This is a genomic window from Paenibacillus herberti (genome assembly GCF_002233675.1).
Lineage (GTDB): Bacteria > Bacillota > Bacilli > Paenibacillales > Paenibacillaceae > Paenibacillus_O > Paenibacillus_O herberti.
The window spans coordinates 1,099,097-1,118,470 of sequence record NZ_NMUQ01000002.1; the positions used below are offsets into that span (position 1 = coordinate 1,099,097).

Genomic DNA, 19,374 nt, shown 5'->3' on the forward strand with positions numbered 1-19,374 from the left:
TTATTGCGAGACGGTTCATTTAATTTGTTTCCCATATGCATCCCATTTGTATTTAATTTCCATTCCATTTCCATTCCATTTTCATCAAATTTGCACAATGAACGAACATAATTAATTCTCAAAAAGATAGGTAAAATGTGGTATCCTTATCTCAATACAACGGAGAACGTTTTTAGAAAGGCACAGGAGAACTTTTATGACAGAGTCGCGTATCGAGGATTGGAAGCGCTTATGCCGTGAATCCGGCATGGACCCCTCCTCCATGCCTGAATTTAATGAGCGATATGCCCCGGAGCAGCTGAGCAGTCATCTGAGGCGTTATGCGGAGCTGATGGATATATGCCGTTCCTTTACAGATGAATTTCTTTCCTCTTTGCCGGACAATCCCATGCTGGTCGCTATCAGTGATGCTGAGGGCTACATTCTGGGCTTTTTTGGCAATAAATCAATTGAGGGTATACTTGAACAACTTGGTATCGTCCCAGGTGTGCGTTTTTCAGAGGCAGTAGGACCTAACGCTATTGCCCTGTGCCTGAGCACCGGCAAGCCGGTGAAGCTCATGGGCGAGGACCATTATCATATCGCTCTGCAAGGTAGCGCCTGTTATACTTCCCCGCTATTTTTGCACCGAGAGGATACGAGACCATGGGCGGCGGTCAGTTTTATGATGATGGCGGAGAACTCCCATCCGCAACTGATGGCACTCCTGCGTTCCATGACTGGATCGATGGAGAGGGAGCTTGAGCTGAGGCAGCGAAACAACCGGCAGCTGATTCTCACCCAGGCGCTCCTACAGACTCCGCATTACGGAGTTGTGTTGGCGGACCCGGAAGGCAGAATTGTGTTGATGAACAAGCCGATCCTGGAGCTGTTGCAGCTGGAACATGATGCCCAAGGCGAACCGTGCGACAAGCTTCCCTTGGTCGGTCCTCCCTTAAAAGTAATGCTGGAGGGAGGGGGCGGTCCGGTTCTTGGGCTGGAGATGACGGCGGAACGAGCGGAAGGGCAGCGCCATTACTTGCTTGATTTGTTGCCGATTACGGATGAAGATGGCGGCATGTTGTTCGCGGTAGCCATGTTACGAGATATGACTGCTGCCAGACAGTCCGATGAGATGCTGCAAGGAGCGGAGAAGCTTGTTTTTGCTGGACAGCTCGCCGTCAGCATCGCTCATGAGATCCGCAATCCATTAACGGTCATTCGAGGCATGCTGCAGTTCACTTCCACTCGGATCAAAAAAGAGCATTACGAGCTCATCATGGACGAGCTGGACCGTATCAATCTGATTGTCGGAGATTTCATGGGATTGGGAAAGAAACAGCCTCCGGCCCTGCAGCTAGAAGAGACAAGCAGACTAGTGGAGGAGACCCTTCAAGTTGTGGAATTCCAGTGCCGCTTGGACGGCATTGCATTGCACCGAGAGTACGAAACCCACGGGCATGTGCTTTGCGACCGCAATCAGATCAAACAGGTGCTGCTTAATGTACTTCGAAACGCGACCGAAGCCACGCCGGAAGGCGGCCAAATCACAGTCCGACTTGCAGAGGAAGAAGGCTGGCAGCGCATTGAAATCATCGATACGGGAGTTGGCATGACCTCCGTCCAAATAGCAAGAATCGGCGAGCCTTTTCGCACGAGTAAAAAAGGGGGCAGCGGCCTCGGTCTTGCCATCGTCAAGCGGATCATGGAATCGCATGGCGGACGGCTGCGCTTCCAAAGCGAGCCCGGGCAGGGTACGACGGCTGTGCTGGAATTTGTTATGCAAGGACAAGGAACGCTGGGAGGGGAGCTTCCACTAGCCCCCCATTAATATCTCGAGATACGATTTCTCCGACATAAGCAATCGGACACTAATTTAAGAGGAGTCGGATTTCGGATGATTCGCAAGGTTAAGCGGAGAGTAGAAAGAAAGTTAGTGGCATTAATTAGCACCGCGATAGTCGTGGCTATCGTAGGCATCGTCCAAGAGAACATCAGCTTGCCCGGCTTGCTGGAATGGCTTACGGTCCAAGCCCGTGAGCTGGCTTCCGGAACTGATGGCTGAGCCCCGTGCTCCTCATCGAGTAAACAGTAAAAAAGTCTTCTCATTATACAGCGATTGCCCCACGGTATTTTACCGGGGAGCAATCGCTTTTTATTTTCTGCACGAAGCAATAGCTTCGTTTATTTTCTGCACAGAGCAGTCGACGCATTATTTCTTCTGCCACTTCTAGTTTAAATCCGTTCAGGCTAACTTATTCATAAGCCTGCTCAAATCAGCTGCGGCGCGCCTTATTTATTGTCCGTTTCATGTTCACTCAGCGCCACCTGGTAGGCGTCCAGCAGATTGCCAAGACAGTCCTCGATGGCTACTTTGTCGCCGGCCTTAACGGCAGCATTCAAAGCTTTCTCAGCTTTTGTTATGCCTTTTGTCAACTCTGTAGCTGGAATATATTGCACTTCCCCATCGGCTTTGTCGATCCTCTTAGTCATTGTTTTTCCCTCTAAAGCTGGCTTATCCCCAGGAGCTTTCTTGTAATCACCGGATGCTTCGGATGCTTTAGCATCCCAGTCTACTTTTGTTTTTGCTGAGCCTTTATCGTACTGAACAAGTTGATCGAGATCGCCCAGCGTTTCCTTCCACTCTCCTACGGTATTAGGTGCGTATTTTTTGGCGAGCTCCAGCGGATCTCTTTGGAGGGTTGCTTTTACGGACGAGCTAGCGGTCATCGGCTGCATTTTCTTAAGCTCAATGTTCTTGACTTTCGGGCTCGAATCCTTGATTTCAACACTCTTAGCCTTCGTGTTTCTCTCCTTGGTCACAGCGCTCTTAGTGTTCGAGCTTTCATCTTTGATCGAATTAGCCTTCGTATTCTCATCTTTAATCATGACATTAGCCATGCTGCTGCTAAGCGGATCGACGGCAGCGTTCGCGACTAGCGGGCTGGCAATGGCGGCGAACATTAGGGAGGCAACAGCGACTTTGCTTGCGATAAAGTTTCTTTTCATAGTTAACAGCTCCTGTTTGTGTAGTGTGTGTTGCAAGATTCATGTTACGCCCGAACTGTGGCAAGCCATTGGTGTATTTGTGGAAAAACGATGGCACAAGCTATTGGAAGGGGCAAGCTTGTTATAATGGTCTTAGTTGAATTCGAAACAGGAGGCTCGAACTATGCAGGGTATTACGGTCGCAATCGTGGATGACGACGAGAATATCCGTCATCTGGTCGAAGCTTATTTAAATAAGGAAAGCTACCATACGATCGGGCTTGCTTCCGCCGAGGAAGCATGGACCCTTTACCGCAGCAATCCGCCAGATTTATGGGTGCTGGATATTATGTTGCCAGGCATGGATGGTTATGAGCTATGCCGACGGATTCGCGACGAGGCCGAGGTTCCGATTATTATGATTTCCGCGAAAGACAGCGAAGTGGATAAAATATTAGGACTTGAGCTCGGCAGCGATGATTATCTCGTCAAGCCGTTCAGTCCCCGCGAGCTTGTCGCTCGTGTAAAACGTCAGATTCAGCGCTGGTACCGAAGTCGGCTCGCCCCACTGCAACCATCGAATTCAGAAGAAGGGCTCCTTCTTGGCAGCTTACGGATTTTACCGGAGGAACGCCGCGCTTTTTGGGAGGATAACGAGCTTGAGCTGACGTTCAAGGAATTCGAGCTGCTGCATGTATTCGCAAGGCATCCCAACCGCGCCTTTAATAGGGAAGAGCTGCTTGTCATGATTTGGGGAGATGATTATTTCGGCAGTGATCGGGCTGTGGACCATCTAATCAAAAGACTGCGGAAAAAGTGTGTCGAGCTGCCGCTGGAAGCGGTCTGGGGTCACGGGTATCGGTTGCGCTTAGAAGAAGGAGGAGAAGGTGAATGAAGCTACAGCATCAGATTAATCTAGCGTTCGGCCTGCTGCTCGTGTTTGTCCTGGGATTCGCGGCTATCCTGATTCACTTTGTACTGATGGACTATCTGGTTACGACTCAGAAGCAAGAAATGCGCTCCATCAGCACAGCTTTGGCAGCGAAGCTGGAGGCTTCCGGAAGTGACGCCAATGCGCAGAGTCCTGAGCCTTCCAATAATAAAGAGGACCAAGATCCTCCCCTGCCGCGAACTGAGACCGGAGAGACTGCAACGATTATAGAGGGACTGCCCACTGATTCTTCTCAAATGTTTGATGCCTATTCGGGTATGGAGGTTTATCTCGTTGATGAATCAGGGAAGATCCTACGGGAGAGCAGCGGGGCTTCCGGGCTGCCGGAGGGTGTAGTAAGGTTGGGCGCTCCTGCAGTTGAAACTGATTCGAATCAAAGTCGATTTGATCTTGCCTTCGGCAGTTCAAATCGTTATTTATCCGATGTAATTAAAGTACCTCAGGGCAATTTGGCGCTCGTTAAGCCATTCAGCCAGATTAAAGAAGTTGAACAAGCGCTGATGGGACGTCTGCTGCTCGTGCTTATAGCCGGTGGCGTGGTTGCCTTCCTGTTGAGTCTGCTGCTTACCCGAAAGCTCATCAGCCCTCTCGTAAGGCTTCGCGGTGAGCTGAAAAAAGTTCGCGAACGGCGTTTCGGCGAGGTCGCGTTGGTGAAGGCTGGGGGAGAGATCGGCGCTGTAGCGCGCACGGTTCATGAGCTGGCGGGGGAGCTGGATCGATACAACCGGCGCGCAAAAGCAATTTTTCCAGAATGCCTCCCATGAGCTCAAGACGCCTTTAATGTCCATTGCCGGTTATGCGGAAGGGATTCGGGATGGAGTTTTCCAAGGAGAGAGCTCTCAGAAGGGGCTGAAAATTATCCTCAGCGAAGCCGGGAGGCTTACCCGCATTGTGACGGAGATGACGCTGCTAGCGAAGCTTGAGAGCGAGGAAGATATTTTTCAAGTGTCGAATGTGGACGTTCGGGAGTTAGTCGATGATACAGCAGAGCGGGTAAATCCATTGCTCGCGAAGCGAAATCTCCGTATGGAGTTAAAGTGGCCCGAAGCCGAGCCGAAGCGTCACCTGGTTGCTGCTGATCGAGACAAGCTGCTCCAGGCATTCCTTAACCTGATGTCTAATGCTTCTCGTCACGCCAATTCGGTCATCACAGTGGAGGCCGCGTTCAGCAAGGAGACGCTCACCGTACGAGTCCAGGACGATGGTGCAGGCTTCCCGGAAGGAATGCTTCCGAATCTTTTCCAGCGTTTTGTCAAAGGAAAGGGCGGCGATACGGGACTTGGGCTCGCTATCTCCCGCGCCATTGTGGAACGAAGCGGCGGCACAGTTGCCGCTAGCAATGGCAGCGAAAGCGGTGCGGTCGTTACCGTAACATTGCCGCTGGCTAATCCGGCTCATTATCGCAATAAGCCCTCCCATGCTTCTGTTTCTGCCATTCGGCAGGAATCGGCTTGACCCGGCAACCTAGAGAACGTCTGCTTGTCGCATTTATCCAATCCCGCTCATGGCTGACATGCTATGCTGAAAAGGAATTAACCATTTTTGCGAAGAGGTGACAGGGATGGATGAGTTGAGCTACACGATTTATATCAATGCTTCCCCAAAGGAAGTTTGGCGGGCTTTTGTGGAGCCTGAAGGTACGCGCGCGATTTTTTTCGGGACTGTACTGGAGACGGACTTCAAGCCGGGCTCGGAGTACAAATATGTAGGCCCGGGCAATGACGGGGATCATACCGTGCATGTGTATGGGAGCATTTTGGAATTCGACGAAAATGTCCGCATGAGCTACACGGAGCATCCCGGCCCCTCTTATCGGGACAATCATGCCGAATTGGAAACGAGAATTACATTGACGCTGGAGCTAGTCGGCAGCACAACGAAGCTGATGCTTGTCAACGACCGCTGGCCGGACAACCATCCGTCTTACGCCAGTGCGAGCGGCAGCTGGCCGATTATTTTGAGCAGCGCTAAGACGTTTGTCGAGACGGGCAAAACGATGGATTTTGGCTGGTAATCCGAAAAATAGGAGGAATTGCTAAAGGGCTTAATATGGATTATGATAGGAGAAGGTCTAACACGCAAAAACAAGAAATAGCCCATCGGAATCTGCAAATTCCGGACGAGCTTGAATGTGCTTCACGTGTCAGGCCGCTGTTGTAACTACGGCTTAGGAGGTGAAACTTATGGCTAAGGACGTATTATGCGAAGTGGATAGCTGCAAAAACTGGGCTTCCGGCAACCAATGCAACGCTTCTTCCATCTATGTGACAAGCAATCGTGGACAAGCGAGCAACTCGGAGGAAACCGACTGCAAAACCTTTGAAGTCAAAGCTTAATGTATCGTCATTCGATCAGGCAGCCGTGCCAGCGGCTGTCTTTTTGTTTCGCTCTCTATACTATACTCAATAATGATTATTGTTATCAAGTGGTTTTGATAAAGTTTTGAAAATAGGGAGCCCATACGGCATCTGATATGGTAAAATCTATTCTTGTTCATATGGAAATATTTAACGGAAAAGGAGCGTTTGAGATAGGGAATGAAATTTGTGCCAAAAAGAGAGCTACGGCCGGCTTGTCTCACTTGGTCCGCGATCAGCTTCTTGGTGCTTGCCGGTGTAACCGAGCTTATTGACAGTGCTGGATCTGGGCCGATCCAGATAGCCGTCGCTATAGTCATCCTCCTGACGGCAGGGCTGCTCATCTGGATTTGGGCTGTAACCTTTTATGTTTTTGAAGATGAGCATCTATTTTACCGAGCGGGCCCGATTGTGAGACGAATTCCGTACCGCAAGCTGACCCGTGCTCGGCGTAAACGTTCGGGATTGTCCAGTCTTTTCTCCGCTCATCATATTGAGTTAAACGCAGGGGCGTATGACAGCTATCAAGTGGCGCCGCTCCTGGAAGCGAAATTCATGGAAGAGCTCTGTGAACGCTGTCCGCAGTTAATCGTGGAGCAAGTTGCAGCCAATAAAGTTTCCTGAACGAAGACAGGCGCAATGCACGTCGGTTGATCAGCAAATGAAGCTCCACTTAGCCCTTTGTTAAATACAGCATACTATTGGACTGACATCAGCTATAATTGGAATAAAATGCTGGAGGGGTTAATGTGGAACATTCGCAACAAAAGCAAGTGAAAAAGGTTTCTGAAGCCGAAGCCTTGCGAAAAAGCGAAGTTGTACCGCAGTTCAGCCCCATTCAAAGCCGCATCGGAGGCTGTTTCATCCCAGTGAGCGATCTGGAGCGTTCCCGCAGCTGGTATTGTCTGCTTCTCGGAATTGATGAGAAGCAATGCCCGATCTATTTTGACCATATGTGTGTCATCCCCATGCAAGGAGCGGACATCATGCTGGATACGATGCCTCGTTGGGGAGGAGAGGAGCCCGGAGGGCCGCCGATCCTTCGCACGCCTGCATTCATGCTGCTGACCGATGATGTGGAAGAATCTTTCAAGCATGCTCGATCCATTGGTGCAACGCTTGTGACTGAGATTGAGCAAGGCCAATGGTTCGTCCTGAAGGATCCTGACGGCAACAAGCTAATGGTCAACCGCGGCTAGCCTTCGAGGACAAGGACTCCGGTTAATTTTCGATACAAATTAGAGCTTCCCTAATTCGTCGTTCGGCTGATTCGGGTTCTGCTCGGCTGTCTTTCCCTCTCCTATTTCGTGTATGATGGATAGACCTAAGTTATGGAGGTCTACGATGGATTACATCATTCTCGATATTGAGTTCAATGGGAGAAAATTCGCCAGCGACAAACCGATGGAGGTTATCGAAATCGGCGCGGTGCGGTTGAACGAGAGCCTGCAGCAGGTTGACGAGTTTTCTTCTCTTATCAAGCCCGTATACTTTTCTAAGCTAAATAGCTTCATCCGGGAGAAAACCGGTATTGCGCAGGAGGATATCGATGTGGCCAAAGGCTGCGTGCCCATCTTCCGCGCTTTCCGTGAGTGGCTGGATCGTAGCGAAGCCTGCACCTTCGTCACCTGGGGCGGGGAGGATATGAAGCGCATCGTGCTTGATACCCGAATGCACCGGATGGATGACGCTTACTGGTTACAAGCTGACTATTACGATTTGCTCAAAATCTATCTGCGTACCCGCGGGCTAACCAACGATGTCAGCGTCGAAAAGGCGCTGGAGGAGCTTGGTATACCCGCCCAGGGCACGGCACACCGGGCGCTGGATGATGCGCGGATGACCGCGGAAATTTTCCGCAGCGTGTTCCCGGAGATTCAGCCGGAGACGGATGCGCGCAGATATAAAGATATGTACTCCAACGCCAAGGAACGGCGCATGGTCAAAAACGCGCTTCGAGGCTTGGCGGTGCAGAAGGTTCAACCGACCTGGGAGCTTATCGCGGAGAAGCTGGCCAAGGCCAAGGTAGACATCAATATCAAAAAAGCCGCGGAGCTCAAGGCCTACTATGACGTTGAGGTGGAGAAGCCGATTAAGCCCCGCCCACCGCGGCCGGAACGGACGCCTGATGGCGAGCAACCTGTAGCTTCCGCCGAAGATCAACCCGATGGTGCAGCAGATACTGAAGCGGATTCGGGCGAGGTTGATGCTGCTGTCGCCGAAGCTTTGCCGGAAGGCGAACGGCAATAAGAGCAGGTTTACCGCTGCCGGTCTGAGTTGGTGAACGAAAAGAGGAAGTCTCCTGTTCGGCGTAGTTGCCGAATGGGGGACTTCCTCTTTTTTATGTTTGTTTCCGCTTAGCTGTGTAAGTTGTTTATGCTCGTGGCTCATCTGCCAGCTCCAGTATGACGGGACAATGGTCGCTGCCAAGCGTCGCGCTGTCGATTTCGGCTGCGGTCACAAGCGGCCGCAGCCGGTCGGAGACGAGGAAGTAGTCGATGCGCCAGCCGATATTCCGTTCTCGCACCTTCGGCATGAACGACCACCAGGAATAGGCGTCGGTCCGATCCGGATGCAGGTAGCGGAACGTGTCGGTGAAGCCTGTCTCCAGCAAGGTGCTCATGCAGCCGCGCTCCTCTTCCGTAAAACCGGAGTTTCCACGGTTGGAGCGTGCATTTTTGAGATCGATTTCCTGATGAGCGACGTTAAGATCACCGCACATAATAACCGGCTTGACGGCGTCCAGCTTCCGCAAATAGTCCAGCATGCGAGTTTCCCATTCCAGTCGGTAGGGGAGGCGGGACAGATCACGGCGGGAATTTGGCGTGTACACGTTGATCAAGTACCAACCCTCAAACTCCAGCGTTAGAATACGGCCTTCCTCCTCAAAGTCGTCCTCCAGCCCATAACGCACGGAAAGCGGCTGTTTGCGCGTCCATACCGCTGTACCGGAGTAGCCTTTACGAGCGGCATAGTTCCAGAACAGATGATAATCCTCGCCATGCTGAAGCTCAATCTGGCCTTCTTGCAGCTTTATTTCCTGTACACAGAACACATCGGCGTCCATCGTCTCGAAGTATTCGGCGAATCCTTTTTTGACACAGGCCCGCAAGCCGTTGACGTTCCATGATACCAGCTTCAAATCCATTCTCCCCCTGATGTCCTGCTTGTCTGTCCAGTGTAGCATGGGAGGACGGGGCTGTCAGCGAAGGGTGGACATTCATACAGCTGGGAAAAGGGGCCACCCAGTACAATGTAGCTCCAAGGCGCTGACTAGTTTTCGAATCTGAGGCGCGATGAGTTGTACTTGTGCATGAATCCCCCCCTCCATGCGTAACGGACCTGAGAGACGCTATTGAGGGCAGCTCGTAGTAATATTTTCATTTCTGATCCCAATAACGCTTCTCAGTTCCGTTAGGACGTGCATGGACAAGCTGAGGTGCTCTAAGTTTCGCTAGTGTGGAAGCGATGCAATAGGAACTTTCACAACAAAACAGAAGGAAGCTGAGCTTGGCTCAGCTTCCTTCTGTTTTGTTGTTATTAGTTTATTAGTATGAGGCACTGGATCCAAAGTCGTAGACGCAGCAGCCGGAAGCTTAATTACGTGTGGATTTTAGGGGCTTTTGGGACAGCCCCCTGGAGCTAATATGAAGGTGTAGCGACAAACGGCTTGCTTAGCTGTCACGGAAGGTTACTGTTTGTTGCCAGAGCTATTGCCAGCAATGCTACTGTCGCTAACGCTACAGTCACCACGGCTCCTGTCTCCCTAGTTGCAATCGCCAGGTTACTTACCAAGAGCTGCAAGCAGAGATTCGCTAGTAACAATAAGCTTGCCGTTTTCTTGTTTAAACTTCAGAGCAACGATCTTGTTGTTCTTCTTAGCGATGCCTTGGCTATGGTACAGCACAATCGTGCTGCCACCGGCTTTGATGAAGGTGACATTCTTCTTGGAGTCGTAGGTAGTGCTGCCGCCGACAAGGCTCAAGAAGTCATCCAGCACGATCCAAGAGCCGGATGCAGGCTTGGAGCCGTCCAGACGAAGTCCGATGGCATTTGCCACAGCGTAGAATACCTCGGTGTTATCCATCGTGCCTGTGAAAAAGCTCGCGCCTGGGCCATGAGCCATCAGAGGTACATCATCGGCGGAATGCACTTCGGTCGACTCATCATGAGGCAGCGTGCCCGTATGATGGTATTTCTCCTTGTCAGGGGCATCGGGATCAGCGAGCGTGGCCGGGTTGGCGACGTAGTTATCCCCTTCTTTAATAGCAGGAGGCACTGGCACAGAGTTGAAAATATAGTCCTCATAGTAGTCCGGCGTCGCACCGAAAGTTACAGCCAGCTTGCGATCGACATCCGGGGAGTCGGGGAAGCCGTCTTTATTGGCATCACTGTAGCTCGGGAAGCTGGAGGCATCGTATGTGCGCAAGGCATCACGGCCCGTTTCCGTCTCGGTTTTTTTGTAGGTGCCAGCGATGCTTGCCGTATGGGAGTGGTCGGCGGTAGCAACGACGAGCGTGTCGCCGCTCTTATCCGCGAACGCACGAGCGAGGCCGATCGCCTTGTCCATTTCAATCGTATCGTAAGCGGAGCGTTCCCAGTCCATCGTATGCAGCTGCTTGTCGATGCTGGCGCCTTCAACCATTAGGAAGAAGCCGTTCTCATTTTTGCTCAGCACCTCGATGGCTTTGCTAGTCATGTCCCACAGCGTAGGTTGATCCGTAAAAGATTTCAAAGCAGCCGTATTGTTCGTAGAACGGTCGTAATACACGTTCATATCGCTGCTTTGGAACAGTCCTAGCAATTTATCCGGCGTGCCGACCGTTTTTAGTCCGGCTCCATTTTCTACGTAGCTGTAACCGGCATTTTTGAAGCCGTCGACAATATTCTTCTCATCGGAGCGTTTGCTGCCCGTTGTAGACTTTGGCAGGAAATAAGCAGAGCCGCCGCCCAGCACAACTTCCGGCTGCAGCTTCAGCAGCATTTCGGAGATTTCAGGCTTGTCCGCTCTGCGGCGAGTATGGGATACGAGCGATGCTGGTGTGGCATCTTGTAGCTCAGAGGTCGTCACAATGCCGACCGACATGCCGCGCGAGCGCTTCAGCATTTCGGCAATCGTTTCGACTTTTGGATCGTCGAGCGAGCTTTCGGTATTATCCGGGTAAACGCCGAGCGCGTTAACGGCCGATTTGTGGCCGGTCATATAGGCGCTGGCGCTATTAGCGGAGTCCGTGACGATGGAGTCCATGCCGGAGGTCGTCACATAGGCGCGCTGATCCAGCTTGTCCATTTCAAGCATGCCATTGTACTTTCCTTCCGTAAGACCTTTGGACATTGCGCGAGCGATGGTAACGCTAGAAACACCCATGCCGTCGCCAATGAACATGATGACGTTTTTAGCCTTTTTGCCCGTCTCCGTGCTGTTCACGACTTGGTAAGAAATGCTGCGGCTCAGGCTGCCTGCCTTCACGCTAACCGTGTAGCTGCCCGCCTTGGCGAAGGCGACGTCGCGAATGGTGAATTCGCGGCTTTTATCCGTCGAGGTTCCTTCAAGCTTTTTGCCAAAGACTGCTTCCGGGCTCTTGCCGTTAATAAGAATGCTGACGTCGGACGCACTGCCCGTCCAGTTGTTCAGCTCCACGCGGAAGTCGAACTTCGCGGCTGCCAGGAACTTGGCATTATGGATCGGCGCAATGTAGATGGAGGCCGCATCCCCTTTTTCCGTCGACGCTTGGGCTGCCGCTGCCGGTTTTACACCGAGCTCTGTCAGCCCTGTGCCGCCAATGGCTGTCGTTGCTGCCAGCATAGCGCCGAGCAGGATTTTGCCTGTCCTAGTCTGTCTCTTCATTCTGAAAAACCCTCCCAGGATAACGAGTATGAGTGACTGTTCATCGTTATCTTAAGAGGGTAGTATGCGGCGAATAATAAAATTGCATTAAGAATAGGTAAATCTACTTTTCTCCGGCTGTTGTTCCGTCCGCGAGCAGGGAGCCTGACGGGCGATTGCCTTTCTGCAGTTCCCAAATCGAGTAGCCGAAGTCCATCTGCAAATGCGGGTTGTCCTTGAAGTCCGGCCAGTCGCCGCCCCAGGTGAAGCCGAGTCCTTTGCCGAGCGAGGCGACTTCCAGCCAGTCAGCCTTGCTGTTGCGATTGCCGTCATATTCCATGTCCCAGATGATTTCCCCGCGTTTGTTCTCCAGGGCAAAATCAATCGCCAACCCGTAATTATGATAAGACTCGCCGCCTTTGGCGTGCGTAACGACAGATCCGCCTTGGCTGCGCCCTTTTTCGTACAGCTTGTCCTGCGCCTCCGAGCTGCGGAAGTCGTCGGTGTAAACAACCGTGATTCCTGCTGCCTTTGCTTGGCGAGCTAGCTCTTTAGCGGCTGTGGATAGCTCGGGGTGAAGGGCGGACACGGGTGGTACTTCCCGGTAGAGACCTTGCGGTATGGCTTTATCAAAAACACGGGGCAGCTCAAGCTTGATCAGCGCGCCTGCCGTCGCAATAAATCCGAGAACAAGGATGAACCAGCCAAGTCTCCGCTGCTTTCGGCGGGCCTTCTTCCGCGCAGTGGTTGTGGCGGCTGAAGCGGGACGCATCCTATGCGTCGGTTGTGGCATTCCCATCTTTTATCTCCTTTTAGCTTTTCTATGGTGAAGTCCATCCCTTTACTACGAGTGGGAGAGCCTATTGGCTTCAGTAAAAGCTATCCATTCCTGTGAATCCGGTTATGCCTGAGAGACATTACCCTACCCCAAAAAAACAAACAAACCGCAGGAAACGCTCCGGCAGGAGGTTTCTTACGGCTTGCAGGCTTGGTGCATAGCACACCAGAATATGGCTAGTCGACGTCCGGACCGCCGTCTTGCTGGTCTGCGACATCGTCAGCGAATTTCTCAAAAGATTTGTCGTCCATGATCCGTCGAGCGGACAGATAACGTTTGGCGTAGTAGGACTCGCTGAGCTCGCTGATAATAACTCCCTTGCTGCTGGAGGAGTGGGCGAACTGGCCGTCTCCTACATAAACCCCAACATGGGACACGCCTCTACCACTCGTATTGAAAAATACGAGATCTCCCGGTTGCAGGTCATCCTTAGTAACTTTTTTGCCCATGCCTGACTGGGAGGAGGAAGAGTGGGGAAGCTTGATTTTGAATTGCTTGAACACGTAAGACGTAAAGCCCGAGCAGTCAAATCCTTTGGTCGTTGTTCCAGCTGCCTTATAAGGGGTGCCGATCACGTCGTCGATAACGCCGTCCATTGTGGAGCCGGCTGACGCGCCTTGCGAGCCTGCTGAGAATAGCAGGGTAAATCCGAGAGCGATGCTGACAGCTTGCTTTTTCAAACGATGTGCTCCTTCCAGAGCCTACGAGGTTAGCTGTGGGGTTCGGTTGAAGGTTCCCTATGATTTATCCGGCATCCGCTGTCTGCGGCGTGACGCCCAAAATCAATTCACCCAGAAATGGTTCCCCCGTTTCCATGTTCGATGGAATTCGGCATTCGGCATAATTTGAACTTTTTGTGAAGCAAGATTTTCTTCATTTTACCTTATACTTCTCCCAAAATTTGCGTTTTCTCATAATTCTCATGATTTAAATGGGAAATAGAAGCAGTCTCTTCCATGTCAGATGGTGCCAAAAACGAAAAAAAAAAAGCGCCGCAGCGGGCGCTTTTCTAACGGTTGAACTAGTGTTGAGGTTGATGGACCGCAGCTTGAGCTTAAATGGTGTAAAGCGCGTTCTCCATCATCGTTACTAGCTTGGAGCGCATGCCCATCAGTGACATTAGCGCGTCCTCTTGAAGCTCTCCGGCTCCAGGGGGGTTCAGCCTGGCGTGCTCGCTTTGCAGCGTCTGCAGCTCCTCCGTATTGCGATAAGCGCCGGCACGGCTCAGCAGCTCGCCAATCGTTTGATGCAGCCGCTCGTAGTAGGTATGAATTTGTTCGGTCATAACGGTTCTTTCCTCTCTATCTAAATATGAACTCTCTTGCTAGTATGCCCTGTTAACAGCTTGATCTATCCTTATTAACGCACATGAATGTAAGAGTAAGGTTAGCTGCGAATGAAGATCTTGTAGAGGTGATCTTACTCGGAACTGTATCTGTCTGAACGTTATATAAACCGTTGTCGAGCAAAGAAAACAAGACAAAATTGTCAGAGAATTTTCACAATTGTACGATGACGATAGACATTTGTCAACTAAGCTGACGTTTGTCTACTCAGCGCTTGTTGGACCAACAGCTGAATTGGGAGCATAGGATCCACATGTCTATCAGCGTGCGCACAAAATGATAGGATTGCTGAATAAGGAGCGCAGCCAATCCTGCCAAAGCCAATGCACCAGAACTAACACCTGCCGAAACGGCAGCGGACAGCAGCAGAAGGATAAGGCTGAGACCGGCCAGCGGCAACAGGCGATTCATAGCCATTTTCATGCTTGCTCCGATACCTATTCCGGATACGGCACCAAATTGCAGGCCCAGCGTCACCAGGTGAAGCAGGCCGATCCAGAGCAGCCAGCCGACGAGCCAAGGTAGTGCGGCCGCAGCCATCTCGGGCAGTGAGGAGTAATGCTGGAAACGCTCGATGGCTTGTTTGGCAAGCCACCAGGTTGGCGCCAGCGCCAGCAGCAGTTCTGCCCCATATAGCAACAGGACCGGCTTCCATTTTTTGCGAATGCCCTCCAGAAACTTCGTGCCTCCTTGGCCGCCAGCTTCTGCGACTTGTTGAATGGAGTAATAGAGGCCGGCGTTCATCAGTGGTGTTAGAAGCAGGCGAGCAAGCAACAAGCCGCCGAGTAGCCATAGATACGGATCGGCGAGCCCCGTTTTCATAAGGCGGAACTGTGATTCGGCCCAGAAGATGGCATCCCCGCCTGAGGTAGGGCCGTCCGCTCCAGGGTAGCGCTGCAGGAGCGGACGCACGATCGCATCAATGCAGCGGTAGAGGAAAAAGCCCCATAGCAGGCGGTACAGGAACAGGAAGGCCGCGATAGGCAAATGTTTGACGGTCAGTCCCCAGCCTTGCTTAAGATATGTGGACACGGATGAGTCACCCCTCTCTTCGCCGCCCTCACCAGGCGAACGCTCCTGCAATCCATTCCAGCGCCTTGACGATGCCAAGACTGATCCGCACCCTTTGATCTGCTGGTGCTTCGGCCCTTAAATAGTTGTTAATTTGCCGGTTATCAAGCGCGTTGGTTCGCTCTGGATCAACCGCCGCCCACAGCAGTGGGGAGGAGGAGCCCAGTTTGTAGAGGACGTTGTCCTCTACGCCGTCCCAGGTTCGCTGCACAGTTCGGCCATCGGCGAAGCGGAAAGTGACCGGTACAGGCCCGTACACACCGTCCATGCGGCGGATGACAACATGGGATTCGTAGGCAGGTTTGCCGGAAGGCCCCTTGGAAGAGGAAATCCGAATCGAATCCACCGCGTAATCGGCCATCTGACCGCCATATATGAACTGGCTGAAGTAATCATCCCATTTGTCTTTGGTTACCTGTTCCACAACTCGCTTGAAGTCGGCCGTTGTTGGATGCCTGAATTTGTACTGGTTAAAATAGGTCCGCAAAATCTTGTTCATCGTCGTTTGTCCAGTGCGATTCTCGATTCCGGTCAGCACCAGCTTCGCTCGGCTGTAAACATTGTCGGCGTAGCGGCCGTGCGAGCCGTACGACCAGGAAAGCAGCTTGAGTGGAGCTGGATCGGTCACATAGCTTGCCTCCAGCGCGGTACGCGGCTCGACGCCGTACTCGCTCTCCATGATTTTGTCTTCGGAGTAGGAGGTAAAGCCTTCGTCCAGCCAAGCTTCCTCGAATTCATTGGAGGCAACCATGCCATACCAATATTGGTGGCCGATTTCATGGACGACTGCACGCTCCAGGCTGTATCCGGGATTGTCCGTATCTGCGGCAAAAGCAGTCACTAAAGTGGGATATTCCATACCGCCCGCCCCTCCGGCCCCCGCCGGTGGAACAACGATGGAGAGGCTGCTATACGGATAGGTTCCATACCACTGGGAATACTTCGCCAGAGCTGACTTGGCGGCATGCATGTAGCGCTCGGCAAGCGGCTTTTGGAGCGGATCGAGATAGAGCTTGATGCGCACCCCTGGAACGCCTGGGGCAGAGAACGCTTCTTCGCTGACGATAAAGTCCGGTGAGGCCGACCAGGCAAAGTCATGTACATCTTCAGCATAAAATGTAAAGAGCTGTCCTCCTTTGGCTGGCTCGACAGGTTTGATCTGTACACCTGTTGCAGCTACTTTGTAGCCTGCAGGTACCTCGATTTTGACGGTGTAGAGGCCAAAATCACTATAGAATTCAGAATTGCCGTGGTATTGATGGACATCCCAGCCCTCAGGACGGGAGCTGGAGGCGGTGTTGTAGGCGGCAATTTTCGGGAACCACTGTCCGGCCATGACGAACTTGCCGGAATAGCCCATGCGTGCGAACACCTCCGGCATGCTGACACTGAAGCCGATTTGCAAAGTAATCTCTCCGCCGGGAGCGACCGGCTGCGGAAGCTTGAGCTTGGCCAAAGTGAAGTCGTCTTTGTTGCCGTCATCCGGCTGCACAAAGTGTACGCGCGGCAGCAAGCTCGTTCCGTCCTCTGTTTTAAGCGATTCCAGACGCATGTAGCCTTGGCTCGCCTCTGTTGCCCTGTCCTCGCGCAGCATGCCGCCGGACTCTTTCATGAACGTGGTTTTGTTCGAGAGGAAGGCGTTTGGATACAGATGAAGATACATATCCGACACGGTCTTCTTTCCAGGGTTTTTCCAGGTTACCGTTTCTGTGCCGATCAGCATCTTGCCATCAAGCTTGACCTGAATCTGATAGTCTGTGATGCGCTGAGACAGCGGTTGTGGCTGCGGCCGTGGTGTCGGAGCCGGGGGAGACTCTGCAGTCGACTTGCCGTTGTTCTTCCCCGTTTTTCTGGTAGTCTCGTTCAGGATGGAAGCAAGATTGGGCGCAGCATCGGTGTTCGAGGTAAGGGTGGATGAAGGATTGAGAGCAGTGAACAGACCGTTGGAAAGATTGAGAGCAGCGAAACCATCGAGCGAAAGGCTGGGGGCATGTCCGGTTGGAGAGGTGCGAGCCTCTGCAAGGGCGGACTCCGCATAGGCGATATTGGCGTTCCCTATGACCGGGAGCGGCAAGAGGGTTAGCAATAGCGCTGCGAGCAGCAAATTTTTAAATGATCGGCGACAGATCATGAACCGGTTCCCTCCCGTTGACAAGCTTCTAAGGCATCTATATGTTTGCTTTTGCAGGATTATTAGCTAAAATGAAAAATATCGGATACAAGCCCCTGCCTGTACCATTGATGGTAGCTTGCGGGTGGTTTCGGACTATAGATCAGCTTGGTTCAAGCAAGCTTGGAAGGGAGCAGGGTATGGAAGAGAATAAAGGAACAGGGCAGCCAGAAGGCGCTCAGGGCGCGGCGGAGCAAACACAGGGTGTACAGAACGCGGCGGAGCAGCCACAGGGGGCACAGAGCGCGGAGCAACCGGCGAAGGGCAAGCGCTCGCTGTCGCTAAATGTTGTGAGTAACAAGGAACATCGCGGTTTCGGAGCAGGTACGATCGATCTTAGTCGTGTTTCTTCCGTCATCTTGGACGGCAGCGAGGCCTACATCGACAATGGTGCTATGCATGCCAAGAGCAAAGTGGAAAAGGGCATTAAGTTCATTCCTAACAAGGAGGACGTGCCGAACGGCCGTCCGGTGTGGATCATTTGGGTCGCGGTCGACCGGGACGAAGAGGGGTCTTTTTATGCAGGGGTGACAGCCTGCCCGATGCTCGTGGACACCGAGGCTCGCCGCGGCTGGAAGATTCTCGCGCAGCATGTCAACAATCTCGATTACGCGATCAAGCGTCGTTTCGTACTGGATGGGCTTTCCGATGAGGAGAAACAGACGCTACGCGAGCTGCTCATTTCCCACAACAGTGAGTGGTGGGAGCATTCTCCCCAGACGCTGAAGGATCAGCTGGGAGCATAAATAAATGGTGTCCTAAGAGCAGGTTGCGGCCTGCCTTCGGGACACCATTTTTTTGTTGGATATGTTGGAGTAAGCGGGAAAGTGGCTCGGAATGCCGAAGCAAGTAGTCAAAGTTACTTGAGAAGCGGGAAAGTGGCTCGGAATGCCGAAGCAAGTAGTCAAAGTTACTTGAGGAGCGGGAAAGTGGCTCGGAATGCCGAAGCAAGTAGTCAAAGTTACTTGAGGAGCGGAAATGTGGCTCGGGATGACGAAGCAAGTAGTCAAAGTTACTTGAGGAGCGGGAAAGTGGCTCGGGATGGCGAAGCAAGTAGTCAAAGTTACTTGAGGAGCGGAAATGTGGCTCGGGATGACGAAGCAAGTAGTCAAAGTTACTTGTTGGAATTCGCTCCTCTAGAATGCACTTGGGAAATAGCTGCGACTTAAGTAGATCTAAGTATATGTTGAACACTATAAATAGTTTTTCCCGGAAGACTTCCAGCAGTTCCTTCTTCAACATAATGATGCGGTTAAATTTAAAGCACCTTAACTATGGCGGTGGAACAGAAGTATTAAGCGTTGAAAAAACGAGGATCTCTCAAGCCATTTAACGACATAAACACAAATAGGGCCTCCGCTTGTCCGCTGACAACCAGAAGCCCTATTTCTTGCTTAACCGTTTCTTATTCAATTAGACACTGACACTCCATTCCCAGCAGCTTGCGTAACCTAACGCTTGCTTCCTTCTCAGATTTCGTTTTCTCCATACAGATTGAATTACCGGTTCGTGTGCACAACAGATTTCCGTTTCAGTACCCGCATGTCCGCTTGGCCCTGCACGTGGGGCAAGCTTCACCGATCGGACCGATATGCCGTCCAGTCGGGGACATGCTTCGCTAACCGTCTCCATTGGACTATCCCCTTTCCTCTGTGGGAGTGACTTAAGTATAACCTATCTTTACAATTATTTAAATAATCAGAATATTCAGTAATGGGCATTTATCGGCAAAATAACGCCTTCCTCGAGCCCCAGCATCATCTTTCTGCAATGACAGACGGTTTTTCGCCGTTATTCTCCGTTTTCCCTCGTTATGGCAAAGGTTAGCAACTTCCGATGCCCACCT

20 protein-coding genes and 1 riboswitch are annotated in these 19,374 nt (G+C 52.0%); of the genes, 12 read left to right on the forward strand and 8 right to left on the reverse strand.

The window, feature by feature from the left end:
• Positions 1-196 precede the first annotated feature (196 nt).
• Complete coding sequence (locus CGZ75_RS17370) at positions 197-1,810, forward strand: ATP-binding protein (protein WP_089525497.1); 1,614 nt, start codon at positions 197-199, stop codon at positions 1,808-1,810.
• A 66-nt stretch (positions 1,811-1,876) separates the two neighbouring features.
• Complete coding sequence (locus CGZ75_RS25405; protein WP_176444899.1) at positions 1,877-2,044, forward strand: hypothetical protein; 168 nt, start codon at positions 1,877-1,879, stop codon at positions 2,042-2,044.
• 227 nt (positions 2,045-2,271) lie between these two features.
• On the opposite strand, the gene CGZ75_RS17375 is transcribed toward CGZ75_RS25405, so the two are convergent.
• Positions 2,272-2,988 carry a hypothetical protein gene (locus tag CGZ75_RS17375; RefSeq protein WP_089525498.1) on the reverse strand — a complete coding sequence of 239 codons (717 nt, stop codon included), beginning with the start codon at positions 2,986-2,988 and terminating at the stop codon, positions 2,272-2,274.
• Between the two features lie 163 nt (positions 2,989-3,151).
• Between CGZ75_RS17375 and CGZ75_RS17380 the strand changes: the two genes are divergently transcribed.
• From CGZ75_RS17380 to CGZ75_RS17410, 8 genes are all read left to right on the forward strand, one after another.
• The gene (locus CGZ75_RS17380; protein ID WP_089525499.1) at positions 3,152-3,862 is read left to right on the forward strand and encodes a response regulator transcription factor; all 711 of its coding nucleotides are present in this window, start codon (positions 3,152-3,154) and stop codon (positions 3,860-3,862) included.
• A complete protein-coding gene (locus tag CGZ75_RS25980) occupies positions 3,859-4,683 on the forward strand; it encodes a hypothetical protein (protein WP_245850898.1) in 825 nt (274 codons plus the stop codon). Before CGZ75_RS17380 ends, CGZ75_RS25980 begins: the two co-directional genes overlap by 4 nt.
• Positions 4,684-4,699: 16 nt before the next feature.
• Positions 4,700-5,374, forward strand: coding sequence for a sensor histidine kinase (locus CGZ75_RS25985; protein WP_245850899.1), 675 nt, complete (start codon positions 4,700-4,702; stop codon positions 5,372-5,374).
• 106 nt (positions 5,375-5,480) lie between these two features.
• Complete coding sequence (locus CGZ75_RS17390) at positions 5,481-5,933, forward strand: SRPBCC domain-containing protein (protein WP_089525500.1); 453 nt, start codon at positions 5,481-5,483, stop codon at positions 5,931-5,933.
• Positions 5,934-6,102: 169 nt separating this feature from the next.
• A complete protein-coding gene (locus CGZ75_RS17395; RefSeq protein ID WP_089525501.1) occupies positions 6,103-6,255 on the forward strand; it encodes a DUF1540 domain-containing protein in 153 nt (50 codons plus the stop codon).
• Between the two features lie 201 nt (positions 6,256-6,456).
• Entirely contained in the window at positions 6,457-6,900 is a 444-nt protein-coding gene (locus CGZ75_RS17400; RefSeq protein ID WP_089525502.1) for a PH domain-containing protein, read from the forward strand.
• Positions 6,901-7,025: 125 nt separating this feature from the next.
• Positions 7,026-7,475 (forward strand): VOC family protein, encoded by a 450-nt coding sequence (locus CGZ75_RS17405; RefSeq protein WP_245850900.1) that lies wholly within the window; start codon positions 7,026-7,028, stop codon positions 7,473-7,475.
• A 145-nt stretch (positions 7,476-7,620) separates the two neighbouring features.
• Positions 7,621-8,526: a 3'-5' exonuclease gene (locus CGZ75_RS17410; RefSeq protein WP_089525503.1), complete on the forward strand. Its 906-nt coding sequence runs from the start codon at positions 7,621-7,623 to the stop codon at positions 8,524-8,526.
• 124 nt (positions 8,527-8,650) lie between these two features.
• Here the strand turns inward: CGZ75_RS17410 and CGZ75_RS17415 are convergent, their stop codons facing one another.
• From CGZ75_RS17415 to CGZ75_RS17445, 7 genes are all read right to left on the reverse strand, one after another.
• On the reverse strand, positions 8,651-9,418 hold the full coding sequence (locus tag CGZ75_RS17415) for an exodeoxyribonuclease III (RefSeq protein ID WP_089525948.1): 768 nt from the start codon (positions 9,416-9,418) through the stop codon (positions 8,651-8,653).
• A 642-nt stretch (positions 9,419-10,060) separates the two neighbouring features.
• On the reverse strand, positions 10,061-12,124 hold the full coding sequence (locus tag CGZ75_RS17420; protein ID WP_089525504.1) for an alkaline phosphatase: 2,064 nt from the start codon (positions 12,122-12,124) through the stop codon (positions 10,061-10,063).
• 103 nt (positions 12,125-12,227) lie between these two features.
• Positions 12,228-12,902, reverse strand: coding sequence for a M15 family metallopeptidase (locus CGZ75_RS26245; protein ID WP_281255117.1), 675 nt, complete (start codon positions 12,900-12,902; stop codon positions 12,228-12,230).
• Between the two features lie 215 nt (positions 12,903-13,117).
• On the reverse strand, positions 13,118-13,621 hold the full coding sequence (locus CGZ75_RS17430; RefSeq protein WP_425436503.1) for a C40 family peptidase: 504 nt from the start codon (positions 13,619-13,621) through the stop codon (positions 13,118-13,120).
• Positions 13,622-13,624: 3 nt separating this feature from the next.
• Positions 13,625-13,785, reverse strand: a riboswitch (cyclic di-AMP (ydaO/yuaA leader).
• 210 nt (positions 13,786-13,995) lie between these two features.
• Positions 13,996-14,226, reverse strand: a complete 231-nt coding sequence (locus tag CGZ75_RS17435; RefSeq protein WP_089525505.1) for a hypothetical protein — start codon at positions 14,224-14,226, stop codon at positions 13,996-13,998.
• Between the two features lie 268 nt (positions 14,227-14,494).
• Positions 14,495-15,319 (reverse strand): hypothetical protein, encoded by an 825-nt coding sequence (locus tag CGZ75_RS17440; protein ID WP_089525951.1) that lies wholly within the window; start codon positions 15,317-15,319, stop codon positions 14,495-14,497.
• A gap of 28 nt (positions 15,320-15,347) precedes the next feature.
• The gene (locus tag CGZ75_RS17445; protein ID WP_089525506.1) at positions 15,348-17,489 is read right to left on the reverse strand and encodes a M1 family metallopeptidase; all 2,142 of its coding nucleotides are present in this window, start codon (positions 17,487-17,489) and stop codon (positions 15,348-15,350) included.
• A gap of 179 nt (positions 17,490-17,668) precedes the next feature.
• On the opposite strand from CGZ75_RS17445, the gene CGZ75_RS17450 reads away from it, so the two are divergent.
• A complete protein-coding gene (locus tag CGZ75_RS17450; RefSeq protein WP_089525507.1) occupies positions 17,669-18,274 on the forward strand; it encodes a YwhD family protein in 606 nt (201 codons plus the stop codon).
• Between the two features lie 81 nt (positions 18,275-18,355).
• Positions 18,356-18,697: a hypothetical protein gene (locus tag CGZ75_RS24695; protein WP_141136806.1), complete on the forward strand. Its 342-nt coding sequence runs from the start codon at positions 18,356-18,358 to the stop codon at positions 18,695-18,697.
• The last annotated feature ends 677 nt before the right edge of the window (positions 18,698-19,374 follow it).

Excerpts from the sequence above, each read along its gene's own strand:
- CGZ75_RS17445 (WP_089525506.1), bottom strand. The coding sequence starts at position 17,489 with ATGATCTGTCGCCGATCATTTAAAAATTTGCTGCTCGCAGCGCTATTG.
- CGZ75_RS17390 (WP_089525500.1), top strand. The coding sequence starts at position 5,481 with ATGGATGAGTTGAGCTACACGATTTATATCAATGCTTCCCCAAAGGAA.
- CGZ75_RS17395 (WP_089525501.1), top strand. The coding sequence starts at position 6,103 with ATGGCTAAGGACGTATTATGCGAAGTGGATAGCTGCAAAAACTGGGCT.
- CGZ75_RS17370 (WP_089525497.1), top strand. The coding sequence starts at position 197 with ATGACAGAGTCGCGTATCGAGGATTGGAAGCGCTTATGCCGTGAATCC.
- CGZ75_RS25405 (WP_176444899.1), top strand. The coding sequence starts at position 1,877 with ATGATTCGCAAGGTTAAGCGGAGAGTAGAAAGAAAGTTAGTGGCATTA.
- CGZ75_RS17420 (WP_089525504.1), bottom strand. The coding sequence starts at position 12,124 with ATGAAGAGACAGACTAGGACAGGCAAAATCCTGCTCGGCGCTATGCTG.
- CGZ75_RS26245 (WP_281255117.1), bottom strand. The coding sequence starts at position 12,902 with ATGGGAATGCCACAACCGACGCATAGGATGCGTCCCGCTTCAGCCGCC.
- CGZ75_RS17410 (WP_089525503.1), top strand. The coding sequence starts at position 7,621 with ATGGATTACATCATTCTCGATATTGAGTTCAATGGGAGAAAATTCGCC.
- CGZ75_RS17375 (WP_089525498.1), bottom strand. The coding sequence starts at position 2,988 with ATGAAAAGAAACTTTATCGCAAGCAAAGTCGCTGTTGCCTCCCTAATG.
- CGZ75_RS25980 (WP_245850898.1), top strand. The coding sequence starts at position 3,859 with ATGAAGCTACAGCATCAGATTAATCTAGCGTTCGGCCTGCTGCTCGTG.
- CGZ75_RS17435 (WP_089525505.1), bottom strand. The coding sequence starts at position 14,226 with ATGACCGAACAAATTCATACCTACTACGAGCGGCTGCATCAAACGATT.
- CGZ75_RS17450 (WP_089525507.1), top strand. The coding sequence starts at position 17,669 with ATGGAAGAGAATAAAGGAACAGGGCAGCCAGAAGGCGCTCAGGGCGCG.
- CGZ75_RS17380 (WP_089525499.1), top strand. The coding sequence starts at position 3,152 with ATGCAGGGTATTACGGTCGCAATCGTGGATGACGACGAGAATATCCGT.
- CGZ75_RS25985 (WP_245850899.1), top strand. The coding sequence starts at position 4,700 with ATGTCCATTGCCGGTTATGCGGAAGGGATTCGGGATGGAGTTTTCCAA.
- CGZ75_RS17400 (WP_089525502.1), top strand. The coding sequence starts at position 6,457 with ATGAAATTTGTGCCAAAAAGAGAGCTACGGCCGGCTTGTCTCACTTGG.